At 46.1% G+C, this 15275-nt stretch carries 12 protein-coding genes and 4 pseudogenes; 3 read left to right on the top strand and 13 right to left on the bottom strand.

Annotated elements, in window-relative coordinates; all coding sequences use genetic code 11:
- Positions 1 to 205: 205 nt before the first annotated feature.
- The gene (locus JCM14374_RS06980; protein ID WP_054695316.1) at positions 206 to 565 is read left to right on the top strand and encodes a Smr/MutS family protein; all 360 of its coding nucleotides are present in this window, start codon (positions 206 to 208) and stop codon (positions 563 to 565) included.
- 160 nt (positions 566 to 725) lie between these two features.
- Here JCM14374_RS06980 and JCM14374_RS06975 read toward each other — a convergent pair whose 3' ends face one another.
- From JCM14374_RS06975 to JCM14374_RS15730, 12 genes and pseudogenes are all read right to left on the bottom strand, one after another.
- Positions 726 to 1286, bottom strand: a complete 561-nt coding sequence (locus JCM14374_RS06975) for a phosphatase PAP2 family protein (RefSeq protein WP_054695313.1) — start codon at positions 1284 to 1286, stop codon at positions 726 to 728.
- A 267-nt stretch (positions 1287 to 1553) separates the two neighbouring features.
- On the bottom strand, positions 1554 to 2231 hold the full coding sequence (locus JCM14374_RS16075; protein ID WP_500797391.1) for a glutamine amidotransferase-related protein: 678 nt from the start codon (positions 2229 to 2231) through the stop codon (positions 1554 to 1556).
- Between the two features lie 27 nt (positions 2232 to 2258).
- A pseudogene (locus JCM14374_RS16070) lies at positions 2259 to 3358 on the bottom strand (chorismate-binding protein); the annotation flags it as partial.
- Positions 3359 to 3741: 383 nt separating this feature from the next.
- Positions 3742 to 4511: pseudogene (gene aroF / locus JCM14374_RS06960) on the bottom strand (3-deoxy-7-phosphoheptulonate synthase).
- 67 nt (positions 4512 to 4578) lie between these two features.
- Positions 4579 to 5229 (bottom strand): tryptophan synthase subunit alpha, encoded by a 651-nt coding sequence (gene trpA, locus JCM14374_RS06955; RefSeq protein ID WP_054695305.1) that lies wholly within the window; start codon positions 5227 to 5229, stop codon positions 4579 to 4581.
- Positions 5186 to 5368 carry a hypothetical protein gene (locus JCM14374_RS13765; RefSeq protein WP_172674180.1) on the bottom strand — a complete coding sequence of 61 codons (183 nt, stop codon included), beginning with the start codon at positions 5366 to 5368 and terminating at the stop codon, positions 5186 to 5188. Before JCM14374_RS13765 ends, trpA begins: the two co-directional genes overlap by 44 nt.
- A gap of 12 nt (positions 5369 to 5380) precedes the next feature.
- Positions 5381 to 6573 (bottom strand): annotated as a pseudogene (trpB, locus tag JCM14374_RS06950) (tryptophan synthase subunit beta).
- The gene (trpF, locus tag JCM14374_RS06945) at positions 6560 to 7963 is read right to left on the bottom strand and encodes a phosphoribosylanthranilate isomerase (protein WP_054695302.1); all 1404 of its coding nucleotides are present in this window, start codon (positions 7961 to 7963) and stop codon (positions 6560 to 6562) included. Before trpF ends, trpB begins: the two are co-directional and overlap by 14 nt.
- Before the next feature lie 28 nt (positions 7964 to 7991).
- Positions 7992 to 8978 (bottom strand): anthranilate phosphoribosyltransferase, encoded by a 987-nt coding sequence (gene trpD / locus JCM14374_RS06940; protein ID WP_242848872.1) that lies wholly within the window; start codon positions 8976 to 8978, stop codon positions 7992 to 7994.
- Between the two features lie 560 nt (positions 8979 to 9538).
- Entirely contained in the window at positions 9539 to 10297 is a 759-nt protein-coding gene (locus tag JCM14374_RS06935) for a class I SAM-dependent methyltransferase (RefSeq protein WP_278279249.1), read from the bottom strand.
- A 280-nt stretch (positions 10298 to 10577) separates the two neighbouring features.
- A complete protein-coding gene (locus tag JCM14374_RS06930; RefSeq protein WP_054695296.1) occupies positions 10578 to 10775 on the bottom strand; it encodes a hypothetical protein in 198 nt (65 codons plus the stop codon).
- Positions 10776 to 10821: 46 nt separating this feature from the next.
- Positions 10822 to 11201, bottom strand: a pseudogene (locus JCM14374_RS15730) (DUF1836 domain-containing protein).
- A gap of 295 nt (positions 11202 to 11496) precedes the next feature.
- On the opposite strand from JCM14374_RS15730, the gene JCM14374_RS06920 reads away from it, so the two are divergent.
- Both JCM14374_RS06920 and JCM14374_RS06915 read left to right on the top strand, forming a co-directional pair.
- Positions 11497 to 13161, top strand: a complete 1665-nt coding sequence (locus tag JCM14374_RS06920; RefSeq protein WP_369397316.1) for a B12-binding domain-containing radical SAM protein — start codon at positions 11497 to 11499, stop codon at positions 13159 to 13161.
- Positions 13162 to 13282: 121 nt separating this feature from the next.
- Positions 13283 to 14170, top strand: a complete 888-nt coding sequence (locus JCM14374_RS06915; RefSeq protein ID WP_054695288.1) for a diacylglycerol/lipid kinase family protein — start codon at positions 13283 to 13285, stop codon at positions 14168 to 14170.
- 86 nt (positions 14171 to 14256) lie between these two features.
- Here JCM14374_RS06915 and JCM14374_RS06910 read toward each other — a convergent pair whose 3' ends face one another.
- Positions 14257 to 15111 (bottom strand): crotonase/enoyl-CoA hydratase family protein, encoded by an 855-nt coding sequence (locus tag JCM14374_RS06910; RefSeq protein ID WP_054695285.1) that lies wholly within the window; start codon positions 15109 to 15111, stop codon positions 14257 to 14259.
- Positions 15112 to 15275 lie beyond the last annotated feature (164 nt).

The raw sequence follows: 15275 nt of genomic DNA, 5'->3' as shown, positions 1-15275 counted from the left end.
CTAATGGTATGCAATACATTTTAAGGTGATATTCTCTTAATCTGTTCTTTATTCCTGCTTTATTACAATAAAATATGACATATGGTCCATATTATAGTCCTATGTTTTTCGGGTCTTGGTTGTGACTATTTAGTTGATAATGTTACTATAAATATATGGTAAAGTATGATTTAATATCAGGTTTAAATGTGAGGATTGCCCTAAAGTGAAAACTGAAATAATTGAACTGCACGGATTAAATGTACAAGAAGCTCTGCATAAAACCTACAGCAATTTACAATGGGCCATAGAACATGGAGTAGATCTGGTAGTCATTAATCACGGTAAAGGTCATCATAGTGAACGAAATTTTTCCGTACTGAAAACAGAAGTCAGGAAAATGTTGAAACAGGAATCAGCATGGCTGCGTGAACACGGTTACCGGGTTATTTATGGAGAATCAGATTTACCCGTGGCCTTGACCTATAACGGCGGGCAAACATTGGTGCTGATTCGGGGAATAGAATCCGATTATATTGGTGACAGCAAACAAAAAAGTCAAAAACCAGGCGATATATTCAGATGAAGCACGTAAACAAAGGAAAACCCAAAAGGCTGCTTATGCACACAAAAACAAGCGTTATAAAATCTAGTACAAAAATAGATACGGATAAGCTGAATTATTTGTGATTACACGCGGTTAAGTTAAACCCCTTACGGCTGCATTAACTCCCTTAATCGTGAGATTATTCTTTAAGACCTTTAAATCCCCATATAAATCCTCCTAAAATAACTGCTCCTATAAGGTATCCAGCAATAACATCACTGGCATAGTGAACATTAAGGTATACTCTGCTGATTCCCACCAGCAATACCAGTATACCAATCATAAACGCCATCATCCGTCCTCGGATATTATTCCATGATTTTAAGAGCAAATAGGCTGTAAATCCGTAAAAAGCCATTGAAACCAGAGCATGTCCACTGGGGAAACTGTAACCTGCAGCTACTGTCAGGGCAGGTCCTATCGGGCGGGGACGGACAAATATCAGCTTTAACAGGTTCATTACTCCCCAGCTGGTAAGCAGGCAAGCGGTTATAAAAATGGCTTCTATTTGTTTCTTCCGCCATAACAAAACCAAAACCGCTAACGGTGCGATAATATAAAAAGCCATAGGATCAGCCAGACTGGTTACAAATTGGAAAAATTTATCCAACCAGGGAGTATGCCATCCCTTAATCAGATTATTAATAGCGTTATCCATGGGCGTTAACAATTGAAAAGAAAATCCTGTCGCAACTAACATTTCAATACCTCGTTTATATTTACACAAAACTAACACCTGGTAAACCAGGTGTCTTCTGTTTATTAATATTAACTTATGAAACTAATTTATTAAAGATTCTTCTGTTCCGGAATATATACACTTGAGACTGGAGATTGTCTGACCCCGCTATTTAAAAGCAAATTTAATCAAATATGCCCGAGGATACATCCACGGGGCACAAGCAACCACGGGCAAAAACACCGGCGGATTAGGTACAGCAAATAACGAGTCTGTTATAATCTGTGGCTATTCCCGTATCAAATAACTCAGCACATTGTCCACTAATTGCATTCCTATATCATTGCGCGCGGTCATTATTGATTCCGGGTGGAACTGTACTGCAGCCACCGGCAATTCACAATGTTCGACAGCCATTACCACTTTATCCTCGGAAACCGCTGTGCTGCGGAGGCAGTCCGGAAGTTTTTGCGCGAATAAGGAATGATACCTTCCTACCGCGAATTGCTGCGGCAGATACCGCCAAACCGGATTATCATTACAGACATTAACCAAGCTTGATTTGCCATGCCAGGGATAATCAAGCTGGCCCAGTTCACCGCCAAAGTATTCTACAATACCCTGTAAACCCAGGCACACCCCGAAAAGCGGCAGGCCTCTGGACAAAGCCAGATCAATCGTAGCATTTAAAGCGAATTCAGACGGTGAACCCGGACCCGGTGAGAGCACCACCAGGTCATAATTGGAGCCCTCACGCAGTATTTCACGCGCGAACGGCGCTCGCAAAACTTCTACTGATGCTCCGGTTTGTCTGATATAATTGGCCAGGGTATGCACAAAAGAATCTTCATGATCCACTAACAGCACCTTTTTGCCTTTGCCAGACTGGCGGTTTATGCTTTCAACCCCTTTGTCCGCCTGGTTTCGCGGGTTCAGGGATTTTAACAGGGCGGCCGCTTTAACCAGGGTTTCTTCTTCCTCATGCTCAGGTACCGAATCATATAAGAGGGTAGCGCCAACCCGCACCCTGGCGATTCCGTTTTTGATATGGATAGTCCGCAGAGTTAAGCCGGTATTAAGATCTCCGTTGAAGCTGAGAAAACCTACTGCTCCGCCGTACCAGCCCCGCGGTGAATCTTCGTGATTTTCAAGCCATTGTATAGCCGCCCGCTTGGGTGCGCCGGTTACGGTAACCGCCCACATATGACTCAGGAAGGCATCCAGGGAATCAAATTCCTCCCTTAATACCCCTTCCACATGGTCAACGGTATGAATCAGGTGGGAATAGAGTTCTATCTGACGCCGACCGATAACCTTTACCGACCCTGGTTCACAAATGCGGGATTTGTCATTACGATCACATCGGTGCACATGGTAAGCTCAGCTTCATCTTTATATGAATTAAGCAGGGTCCTTATCTGGCTGGCGTCTTCCACCGCATCCCGGCCTCGTTTAATGGTCCCGGAAATCGGACAAGTCTCTACCCTTTTCCCTTCTACTCTTACGTACATTTCCGGTGATGCTCCTACCAGAAAATCATGGCCCAGATTGATGACAAACCCGTAAGGACTGGGATTAATAGCACGCAATCGGTTAAATAACCCTGACGGCGCCAATTCGCATTTATTATAAAGGGTTTGTGAAGGCACCACTTCAAAAAGGTCCCCGCGCCGGAAGTAATCCAGCGCCTCTTTCACGATCCCGGCATATCGCCCCTCCTGGTATGCGGGCAATGGCGCGTTTTCCTCTCCGGCCGCACCAGTTTGAGGGGCGGGTGCGGCAAAAATAAATTCTCTGCCATCCTGTCCATTTCCGGCAAAACTGTAGTTGAAATGGTAAGCCTTGGCCATGCGGTGATCAACCACCACAAAATCATCAGGCAGGTACAAAACCAGGTCTTCCTGCCAGGGGTCTCGTTGCAGCTGCAGTTTAATGGGTTCAAACTGAAAAACCAGGTCATAGCCAAATGCCCCGTATAATCCGAGAAAACGATCATCAGGCCAAGCCAGTATATCTTTTATGGCTCTTATAACCGTAAAAATAGTAGGCTGCCTGCTGCGCTGCTCTTCCGGGAAAAAACCAGCCGGCAGCATTATGTTACCGTTAATACCTGATTGGACAATCTGCATACTATTAATTTCAGCCAGTTCCTGAAGCTTGGTCAGTATAGGAGGCAAGAGCCTGGCGCCATTAGCATTCAGGGCTTTGATACTAAAATCCCGCCCTGCAGCTCTTAGTTCCAGACAGGGATCTACAAAACCGATGTCCCACTGGGTATAACGCCCGGGATATTCGTAGCTGCTGGAAAACAGAGCGCCTTTACGGTAGTCGATATCCTGCAATATCTTGTCAACCGCACCGTTTATACTGATGTCTTCCACTTTGCGTTGTATTTCAATACCACCCAGGCTGCAATAATTGCAGCAGGAAAAATGATCAACCGCGTTAATATCTGCACTCATGTATTCATCTCCTGTTATACGCATTGTTTACCCTGAAAAGAGGCCAGCATATCTATATCCCGTTTCAAAGCCGCAAAGCCTGCCGGGGTGAGAGACTGGGGCCCGTCTGACAAAGCTTTGTCAGGTTCCTGGTGCACCTCAATCATAAGGCCGTCAGCTCCTGCCGCTATGGCTGCCCTTGCTACCGGGGCAACCAGCGAACGGCGCCCCGTAGCATGGCTGGGATCTACCAGAACCGGCAAATGCGACAGTTCTTTAACCAGGCTACCGCCCCGATGTCCACAGTATTACGGGTCATATCTTCAAAAGTACGGATGCCGCGTTCACATAGTATTACCTGTTCATTACCGGCATCCAGAATATATTCCGCAGCCAGGAGCCATTCCTGAATGGTTGCTGCCAGACCGCGTTTAAGAATAACTGGCTTATCAGCATGCCCGGCTTCTTTTAGCAAGGAAAAATTCTGCATATTGCGGCTGCCAATCTGCAATATGTCGCAGTAATCGGCGACCTTTTCCACATCGCGGGTATCAAGAACCTCTGTGACAACCGGCAATCCTGTTATTTTACGGGCTTGGGCCAATATACCGAGGCCCTCTGCGCCCAATCCGGTAAAAGAATAAGGGGACGTACGGGGTTTATAAGCCCCTCCCCGCAAAATATGCACGCCCATATCTTTAAGCATCAAGGCAATCTCCAGATAAGCATCCCGGGATTCTATAGCACAGGGTCCCGCAATAATAGTGCAGCAGCCTTCTCCGATGGAGAGCGTCCCTGTGGCCATGGGGATTTTTACTACCGTGTCTATATGATCTTCCGAACGAGCGGCCAGTCTATAACCCGGCATTTTATCACTCCTTAACCGCGGCCTTTTTTAATTCAGCCATGGCTTTTTCCATTACTCCAGGCAGCAGTTGGGGTTTGGATTCGTATTCCTCCAGCAAACGGGCCAGGTAGCTTCCGGTTACAATTCCATCAGCATAACCGTGGAAAGTTCTGACCTGTTCGGGGCTGGATATGCCAAAACCCAGAGCCAGCGGAGTCTGGGCGCAGCTTTTAACCTTGGTTAAATAATCCTTAATTTCCTGTTCCGGCAAAACTCGCACCCCGGTGACTCCACGCACTGACACGCAGTAAATGAAGCTGGGCTCGTATTCTCCGGCTTTTTTCATTCGTTCCGGAGTGCTGCTGGGCGCCACCATAGGAATAACGTCCAGACGGCTTTCACGTAAAACAGCCATCTCATCCAGCGGCACATCGGGTACAATTAAGCCCTGAACCCCAGCCTCCCTTGCCTGTTGCCCGAAAACATCCAACCCCATATGGTAAATGGGATTAAAATAACAAAAGAGCACCAGGTTCATAGCAGTAATGTTGGCAGCCCGGGCCGCGAATTCCAAACCCCGCTGAAGATTTAATCCCCGCGCTACCCCGCGGTGATGAAAACGCTCGATTATTTCACCATCCGCCAGGGGATCGGTAAAGGGCACTCCCAGTTCCAATATATCGCATCCTCTGTTCCAAAGCCTTAATGCAATCCAAGCATAAATCCTCGTCCGGCAAAGCTGCCATAATAAAAGCGATCAAGGCCATTTCATCTCTGTCCTTAAGAGTCCTGAATTTATCTCGTAAATCCCGCATTATGAAACCTCCTTATCCGTGCCTGTTGCTTTTTTGCATATACCGCGCCACCTGTTGGACATCCTTATCCCCGCGCCCGGATAGATTGACCACCACGGTTTTGTCCCGCGACATTTCCGGGGCTATTTTCAGGCATAGGCCACAGCGTGTGCACTTTCCAGGGCAGGAATTATTCCTTCATATTCACACAACTTGAAAAACGCCTGTAACGCTTCTTCGTCACTGACATGTACATAGTTCACCCGTTGGTTTTCACGCAGATAAGCATGTTCAGGCCCCACACCCGGATAATCCAAACCTGCCGAAATGGAATGGGTATCCTCTATCTGCCCGTGTTCATCCTGGAGCAAACGGCTGAAGGCGCCGTGCAGGATGCCGTCGCTGCCCTCTGACAGGGTGGCGCAGTGTCTACCGGGCCTTATCTCAATTCCTCCCGCTTCTACACCTATTAATTCAACTTCGTCATTGAGCAGGGGATAGAATATCCCCATGGAGTTGCTGCCCCCGCCCACACAAGCCACCACTATATCAGGCAGCCTGCCTTCCTGGCTTAAAAACTGTTCTCTTAATTCCCGGCCTATGACAGATTGGAAATCCCTGACGATCATGGGATAGGGGTGCGGTCCTACCACAGAACCAATAAGCATATGCGAATATTCAAAACTGGCGATAAAATCACGGAAAGCCTCATTGGTCGCATCCTTAAGGGTTTCACTGCCTTTCTTAACTTCCCGAACCTCAGCTCCCAGCATCTGCATGCGAAAGACATTAAGACTCTGCCTTTCCACATCTTTGGCCCCCATGTAGACCGTGCATTCCATTCCCAAAACCGCAGCCGCCGTGGCTGTAGCTACTCCATGCTGTCCGGCACCGGTTTCAGCGATAAGCCGTCTTTTTCCCATATAGCGGGCCAGCAGGGCCTGGCCTATGGTGTTATTGATTTTATGCGAACCGGTATGGTTTAAATCTTCACGTTTAAGGTATATCCGGGCGCCGCCTATTTTATTGCTTAGGCCTCGGCAATAATAAAGGGGAGATTCCCGCCCCACATAGTTTTTCAGGTAATTGTCCAGTTCCCTATTAAAAGCCGGATCGGCCTGCATTTCCCTATAGGCTTTTTCTATACTGTCCAGGGCGGGTATGAGGGTCTCAGGCACAAACCTGCCTCCATACCTGCCGTAGTAACCTTTATTATCTGGATACATTACTATCTGCCTCCCTTACCTTCTGCATAAACCGCGCCATTTTATTAAAATCTTTTCCTCCGCCGGCCATCTCCACTCCGCTGGAAACATCTACTGCGAAGGGCCTGAGTTTTTCCACTGGTATTCCCACATTATCCGGATTCAGTCCCCCGGCTACAATAAAACGGGCCTGATCTCGCAAAGGCTCCAGCCAGGTCCAATCAAACACCTGACCGCTGCCGCCCCGCAAACTGGGATGATAAGCATCAAAGAGATAAGCCCAGGGTCGCCATCGTTTTGCCTCCTCTAGGTCAAACGGCGAACGCATTGATATGCTTTTAATGGCCGGAACCGGCAATTCAGCCAGATATTCCGGGCTTTCCTCCCCGTGCAGCTGCACCATATCAAGCTGACAGGCTGCAATGATATCACAAAGGGCTGCAAATTTTTCGTTCACGAATACCCCTACTTTCTTGACGGTTCCTTTTAACTGCCGGTTAATCCTGGCGGCGTTATCCGGTTCCAGGCGGCGAGATGATGGAGCAAACACCTCGCCGATGGCCCAGGCCTGCAGGCGCTCGGCGCAGCGCGCCTCCTCCAGAGTTTTTATGCCACAGAATTTTACCCTTGTCATTTCATTCATCTCCGTAATAGCAAACCAGTTCCCGAAGTTTTTTACCCGGATGAGGAGCGGTAACCAGGGACTCTCCCACCAGGCTCCCTGAAACCCAGCTTTTTCTAACAGCTTCATATCATCAGGCGTTTTTATGCCGCTCTCGCTGATTTTAATAAATCTGTCCGGGATTAAATCAGCCAATTTCAGACTGGCAGCCAAATCAACCTCAAAGGTTTTCAGGCGGCGATTGTTAATACCAATCAGCTGCACAGGCAGGTCAAGAGCGGCTTCCAGATCCTCTTTTCCGTGAACCTCCAATAAGGGACAAAGCTTAAGCTCCTGAGCTTTTTCACTGAGTTTTAAAAGTTCCTGGTAATTAAGCATAGCGGCTATCAACAAAACAAAATCGGCGTTTATATCCAGGCTTTCATAAAGCTGAATTTCATCAAGTATAAAATCTTTGCGTAATACCGGTACATCTACTGTCTGCTTCACTTCCCGCAGATATTCTTTGCTGCCCTGGAAAAAAGGCTGATCAGTAATTACAGATATGGCCGCCGCCCCGTTATCCTTATAGACGCGGGCCATCCCCGCAACATCCAGCTCGGAAATAAACAGGCCTTTGAGCGGAGAAGCCTTTTTTACTTCGGCAATTACCTGCACTCGCCCCTGAGATGTCTTTAATGCCCGTCCGGGTTCAACCGGTACTTCCTTGGGTTTAACTGAACTGGTATCATAAGTCATTTTCAATATTCGTATTTCCTCGCGTTTAGCCCTGGCTATCTTTTCTAGCATACTGCCACCCTGTCCCGGCTGAAGCTGATCATGCTTTCAGGGTCCTCATGGACTTTCCCGAATCTACAGCCTCGGCAGCCAGCTGCATCCCTTCTTTATAATCAGCCGCGCGCCCCGCAACCATTAAAGCCGCCGCGGCATTAAGCAAGACTGTTTGGCGATGCGGACCCGGTTTCCCTCCCACAACCTCGTACACAATGCGGGCATTGGTTTCCCGGTCAGCGCCTCTGATACTATCCAGAGGAACGTGTTCCATACCCAAATCCACCGGGTCTAAATCATAGAAATGCCCCTGTCCGTTATCCACCTGATAAACCAGAGTCTTGCCGGCAGGGTTAATCTCATCCATGCCGTTTTCGCCATGAACCACCAGAGCACGTTTGCGGCCTCTCCTGGCCAGGGTGTCGCCAATCGCCTCCTGCAGGCTCACATCATATATGCCTACCACTTGATAAGTCAGTGTGCATGGATTCAACATAGGTCCAAGGAAATTAAAAATGGTGGCTACTCCTAATGAACGGCGCAGAGGGCCGACCTGTTTTAAAATAGGATGATAATGGGGCGCAAATAAAAAGGTAATTCCCACTTCATCCAGCATTTTGCGGGCTTCATCCGGATTGAGTTCAATATTAACCCCCAGAGCTTCCAGAACATCAGCGCTGCCTACATTACTGGTCATAGCCCGATTGCCATGTTTGGCTACCCGCACCCCGCAGCTGGCGACAACCAGAGCAGCAGCCGTGGAAATATTGAAGGTGCTCAGCCCATCGCCGCCGGTGCCGCAGGTATCGATCAATTCATAATCGCTGTCAATTTTCACAGCTTCCTCATATAAAGCCTGCACGAACCCTTCCAATTCACCAGCTCGTTCCTTACGAGTCCTCATAGCACTCAGAAATGCCGCGGCTTTGACCTCGGGGATATTATCATGCAGAAGCATCCTGGCTGTGAGATACGCCTCCTCGGGGTTCAGAGATTCACCGCCTACAACACATTTTAAATAGCGGTCAAACATTATAATCTCTCCTCTCAGAATTACAAATTGGCATAGACTTCACAGATTTTAAATTTGACAAAATTACCCACAGATTAGCCCAGATTCTCATAGATTCTTCTGTTTAATTCTTTATGGCGATTTTCACGTTTGGTCCGGCGGTTAGTATGGAATGGCAGATTACAGATAACAGCTATTGGAAGCGCCATCGTCTGAAATATTGGGGATGGTCGGTTAGATGAGGTGAAGCGCTGCGGAAAAAGATAATCATTATGTTATTATCACTAGCTGAAAGTGTAATACGATAAGCACACCGAACAGCAGCCACAAGCTCAGCCATAGCTGATGGAAGTTTTAAACCAGGATTATTAGAAAAACAAAAACCGGCACGTCTCAATGTGCGGCCGATCTGTACTCGCACCTGCTCATCTCGTCATGTTCTCCTCTACGCTCATCTAAACTCATCTCATCATATTAAGTTATATCCTTAAAATAAGCCTAAATGCTAACCACTATTTCTGTCAAGGCTTTTTTAATGATTCAAATTATAGATTAAAATAATCTGCAATAATCATCCTGGCTCAGCAAAACTGGAACCTGAAGGGCATTTCTCTTTTCAACTGTTCCTTTATCCCCTGAACCTTGAGAGCATGGTCATTAACCTGATGGGGACTGATTATCATACTGAAAGCCCAACATAAACCTAACCAGGGCATAATTTTGGTTAAATAGGGTTCACCGGCCGGATAGCGCATATGCACCATCGGGTGCAAACCTAGTTTGGTAAGTTCATAGGCCAGTTTTTTATCATCTATGCCCGTATAGGTCTGGTATTCAGCCAGGTCAAAATCCTGGCCGGCGGCAGTTTCTCCGTTATTTTTAAAAGCAAACCAGCTCTTCACCTTAGTTTTCTTTGTTTCCTTATCACTCAACATGAACTCAAAAAATTTATAGCGACGGGTTTTGGTGAGAGTGGTAGGGTCAGCAATAGTCACAATCAAGCCATTATCGTTCAGTCGTTTGGACGCGGCCTCTAACAAAGCCAACGGGTCTTTGAAATGATGCACCGCCGATGAGAATACAATTAAATCAAACTTTTCATCCCTGGCCAAAAAACTGAAGGCGTCATCCAGCACAACCTCCAGCCCCTGAATATTCTGTTTCCGAACCTTTTGCCGGGCAATATCCAGCATTTTGTCCGAACAGTCTACCAGGGTAACCTGGCAATCAGGATCGCAGCTCTTGATTACAAAAGCAGCTTTACCGGCTCCGCCGCACATATCCACAGCCTTTAACCTGGGCCTGAATCCTTGTAGATACCGCAATGCGGCCTTAAAAATGATCTCGTATTCAATATATGAGTAACGAGGCTCTTCAAAATCCTGATAGAAATTAATAATATGTTCCTGGTTATATTTGTCTATGTTGGCCTGGAGAATTTCATCCTCGGTAAATTCGGTCCAGTGCTTGCTGCTCGTAATAAGCCCCCCATTATTCTCATCTTCTTCCCCACAGGATGCAATTAGTTTAAATAATACGCCAGTGGAGTTTCAGTTTCCTTCTTATTCGTAAGAAAAAAGACGCGGATAACGAGGATTATTCAAACACAGAATATAAACATTATTTGCCTTTATAAATAGGCGCATCCTTTTTGAGGTACTGGTCGATGATCTTTTCGGCCAATCTTTTCTGCATAGCTGCCTGTGATACCAGAAACATGACCAGTAAAGCCCACTGCATCGATTCCTTTTCCTCATTATCCAGTTCGGACGTTTTCGCCTTGATTAATCCGGCCTGGTTTTCACAAATAGCCTTCAAATCATAAAGATCGTTGTTATTAATCTCTTGAGTCAGGTTATAGAAATCATTGATGATAGCATCGCGATCCCCATAATTTCGTTTTTTCTTCCGGGTTGGTACGCAAAAGGAAACTGCAAAGTATAGAAATATCGTTAATGGATAAAATTTGTTTTGAGTAGTAAACCAGGATCAATAAAGCAATATGCTGGCGGGAATACTTCTTTTTAAGCGGAGGCATCAATAAACCCGCTTGGTGTAATTATTGATCATAGTTTTTGTCAACAGCTTATCCTTATCATTCCTTTTAAGATGGGATAGTTTTTTATCAATAAAGGCATATACCTGATCCACGTAAAGCTCTATATCAGGTATATCATTCAATTTAACCTCATCAAACAAAGATATTTCGTCAATACAACGGGCAATTTCCTTTTCATTGAACATTCAAATACCTCCCCAAATCGTAGTAGTCTTTGAAGTCAGGGTCTATTTCGTTCTCTATTTTCTAATCAAAATTAAAACAAATATTATTAAGTATTGCAATTAAATAACTCATGTAATAGTATTTATTTTAATAATACATAGTTTTTAAAACTACATGTTTAGTTTGTTAATGAATTCCATGTAATTTAAGGGGGATTATCCGCATGAAGATCACTTTAATTGAACCCAAAGCTCCGGGAAAACATGTTTTTAGTACTGTAAAAATGCCTCGTTTGGGGCTTCCCATCCTGGAACCCTGTTAAAACAAAAAGGACATGAAGTAAATCTTATACTTGGTTCCCGCAGTGATATCAAACTATCGCATATAAGCAGCTCTGATCTGATCGCCATATCCACTACCACTTCAACCGTCATCGAAGCTTACCACCTGGCCGATTTTGCCCGCAGTCAGGGGAAAAAAGTGATCATGGGCGGAGCACATGTCAGTTTCATGGCCGAGGAAGCCCTGGAGCACTGCGATTATGTTTGCCGGGGTGAGGCTGACCTGACCTTTACTGATCTGGTTGCTTGCATTGAACGTGACGAATTACCTTGGGCAGTACCAGGAGTATCTTTTAAAACCGCCGAGGGGGTAGTACATAACCCCCGTCCTGATTGGGTAGATATTAATCAGGTGCCTTTTCCGGACTTTTCTTTGCTTTCCAGCCTGAAGATGTCAACCTACCCCGTTATGACATCACGCGGCTGCCCCTTTGATTGCACTTTCTGCAGTGTAACCTCAATGTTCGGGCGCAAATACCGTTACAGGGAAACAGAATCCATTCTCGAAGAACTGCAGCAGTATAAAGGCAAACAGGTATTTTTTATAGATGACAATTTTGCCGCTAACCCCCGCCATACTAAAGAATTGTTAAAAGAAATGATAGCCAGAAAAACCCTTCCCTCCTGGTGGTGCGCCCAGGTCAGGACTGATGCGGCCCGCGATGACGAATTACTGGCTCTAATGCGTGACAGCAATTGCGGCACGGTATTTGTGGGTATGGAATCTGTTAATCCCCAAACCCTCAAAACTTATAACAAGAAACAAGGGGTCGCAGATATCGAATACTGTATAAAACGCTTTCATGAATACGGTATTATGCTGCATGGAATGTTTGTATTCGGCTCGGATGACGACACCGCTGAAACTATTGATGATACCCTGGAATTCGCCCTGCGCAACCGCATTGACAGCGTTCAGTTCATGATTTTAACCCCCTTGCCCGGCAGCCGCACCTTCAAGGAATTGGAGGAACAGGGGCGCATCTTAACCAGGGATTGGAATCTGTATGATGCTCACCACGTAGTATTTCAGCCCCGCTTGATGTCAGCATATGAACTGCAGGTTAAGAGCATGGAGGCATTTAAAAAATTCTATTCCTTCCCGAACATATTCGGCAACCTTTTCCTGACCGGAATACGTTCAGCGGCCTTCCGGGCATTGGGTTTCTGGATGATTCGCAAATGGCTGAGGGATAACCGGTGGTTTTATATCTATCTGAATTCACTGTCTGCCCCGGTGCAGACGCTGGGATGGAAAAGCCGCATATCTAAAAGCATTGAAACCTTTCAGCTGCGAAAACTGAAATACTTTGCCACTGAAAAATTAATTCATATAGAAATATCCCAACAGGAAGAAACCTTTGTGCTTAATTTAAAGGGGTATCTAAATGATTTCTCTCTGGGCGAAACCTTTAAAACCCTGTATAACAATGTTCCGGGAATGTACCAAAATTTTCTGATTAACATTGAAGAAGTCAGCTTTGCTTCGGAAAAGGTACTCATACGCTTTATAGAAAAACTTAACAACCTGGCCCAACGCGCCCGGCAGGTTGAAATAAAGACCGCCTTATCCCGTGAATCTATCAGTGTCGTACTGAAAAAATATGACCTCAAGCTGCCGAGTTTCAATATTAATTAAGGACATATCCTTGTTGCCCTGTTACCACCTATTACCCCTTTCGCACCTGGGAATTTTGATTTGCTTTTATCTATTTGACTTGTTGATAATATAATTAACGATTTCTCCAGGGGGCATTTTAATGAGCAGCAAGGTAGCCCTGTTATACAACCCGGTAGCAGGACAAGGTCGTTTCAAATATAAGCTGGACACGGTTATACACAAACTGCAGAATCGCGGTTTACAGCTCGTTCCCATACGTCTTAACAGCAATGAAGAAATACCTAACTATCTGAGCAGACTTAATGCCCATGAATATCACAGTCTGATAGCTGCAGGCGGTGACGGTACTATTAACGGGGTAGCCGCCGCAATGATGCGCTGCGGGTTCAATGTGCCTTTATGCATTCTAGCCCAGGGTACCAGCAATGATGTGGCCAGCTACCTTAATCTTCCTGCCAAACTGGAAGAATCCTGTCGCGTAATCGCTGAAGGTCAGCTTACCCCCATAGATCTGGGAATGGTAAACGGTCAGGATTATTTCATTAATGTCGCTTCAGCCGGTTTCATCACCGAAACCGCTCATGATGTGGATTACCGGTTAAAAAATGCTCTGGGCCGCCTGGCTTATTACATTAAAGCCATGGAGAAACTGCCTAAAATCAAACCTCTGCAGCTTAAACTGGAAGTTGATGATGAAAAATATGAAGAAGAAATCCTGCTGTTCCTGATATTAAACGGCGGTACAGCCGGCGGTTTTCAGGGATTATTGCCCAGCGGGTGTATGAGCGATGGGATGCTCGATTTCATGGCCATTAAGCCAGGCCTTATGCCCGGTTTAACGCGTTTACTGATTAATTACCAGCGCGGAGGGCTCCTGGAAGATAAAAACGTCATTCACCGCCGGGGCAAGGTATTTAACCTCAGCCTGGAACCTCAGGCTAGGACCGATTTAGACGGAGAAAAAGGGCCCCCTCTTCCCTGGAAGGTAGAGGTATGCCCCGGGGTACTAAATATCAGAACTATGTAGAATCACTATATTTCCAGCGTCTATATCACGCAATTCTATTTGCTTCTCGTTTTCTTCACACAAATATAGCCAGGATATGCCAAGATCTATTTAATTCTAAAAGGTGGTTCGGTTATCCAGGGATAGAAATCGGGCATGCCTGTGCTTGGACTCATAGTGTAATTTGGCTGCCTTTTTTCCAGAAAAGCGGTAATACCTTCCTGAGCATCCGGCTGCTGACCGGCCCAGTGGAACCCTTTTGATTCTATGCGGTGGGCTGCCATAGGGTGATCGGCTCCTAACATAGTCCACAGCAGCTGCCGGGTAAGAGCCACCGACACAGGCGCGCTGTTTTGAGCAATCTCCAGGGCAATATCCCGCGCAGCCGGCAGTACTTCTTCCGGCGCCGCCACTTTAGTTAATAATCCTTTGGCAAATGCTTCCTGGGCGGAAAATACCCTGCCAGTCATAGCCCATTCGAGGGCCTGACTGATTCCCACTATCCGAGGCAGAATCCATGAACTGCAAGCATCCAACAGAACACCCCGGCGTACAAAAACGATACCCATCTTGGCATTATCAGCGGCGATACGTATATCCATTGGAAACGTCATGGTCAGCCCTATGCCAACTGCCGGTCCATTAATAGCCGCTATGATAGGCTTTTTTAGTTGATAGATGCGCAGGGCAAGCAGTCCTCCGCTATCCCGGTGTTCATCTTCAGTAACCGCGGAGTAATCAAAAGTTGCGCCGCCATCACCCAAATCCATTCCTGCGCAAAAAGCGCGCCCTGCTCCGGTGACGATTATGGCCCTAATATTATCATCAGCATCCGCATGATCTAAAGCATCAATCATTTCTGCCCGCAATATTTCTGTATAGGCATTCAATCTCTCAGGTCGGTTGAGCGTGATAGTTAATATCCGATCTTCAACCTCATATTTTATCTGTTGGTAATTCATAAAAGCCGCCCCCTTAAATAAATATTTCCCGAATCATATCCCAACTTCAGCCTCGTTGACTATCCCCCTTTTGTCCTTTTCTTATATCTTACCCCATATTGATTTGGCTTTTCTTTTTAATTTGGGAAAATTTATATTAAGGTTAAGGGACTGATCTGGGTATA

Origin of the sequence: Syntrophomonas palmitatica JCM 14374 (assembly GCF_001311885.1) — a bacterium.
In the GTDB taxonomy this organism is placed as follows: Bacteria; Bacillota; Syntrophomonadia; order Syntrophomonadales; family Syntrophomonadaceae; genus Syntrophomonas_A; species Syntrophomonas_A palmitatica.
Note: the sequence above shows the minus strand (reverse complement) of the source record. Positions and strands in the feature narration are given on the sequence as shown.

Excerpts from the sequence above, each read along its gene's own strand:
- JCM14374_RS06975 (WP_054695313.1), bottom strand. The coding sequence starts at position 1,286 with ATGTTAGTTGCGACAGGATTTTCTTTTCAATTGTTAACGCCCATGGAT.
- JCM14374_RS13765 (WP_172674180.1), bottom strand. The coding sequence starts at position 5,368 with ATGCGGGATTTACGAGATAAATTCAGGACTCTTAAGGACAGAGATGAA.
- trpF (WP_054695302.1), bottom strand. The coding sequence starts at position 7,963 with ATGCTAGAAAAGATAGCCAGGGCTAAACGCGAGGAAATACGAATATTG.
- trpD (WP_242848872.1), bottom strand. The coding sequence starts at position 8,978 with ATGTTTGACCGCTATTTAAAATGTGTTGTAGGCGGTGAATCTCTGAAC.
- JCM14374_RS06915 (WP_054695288.1), top strand. The coding sequence starts at position 13,283 with ATGAGCAGCAAGGTAGCCCTGTTATACAACCCGGTAGCAGGACAAGGT.
- JCM14374_RS06910 (WP_054695285.1), bottom strand. The coding sequence starts at position 15,111 with ATGAATTACCAACAGATAAAATATGAGGTTGAAGATCGGATATTAACT.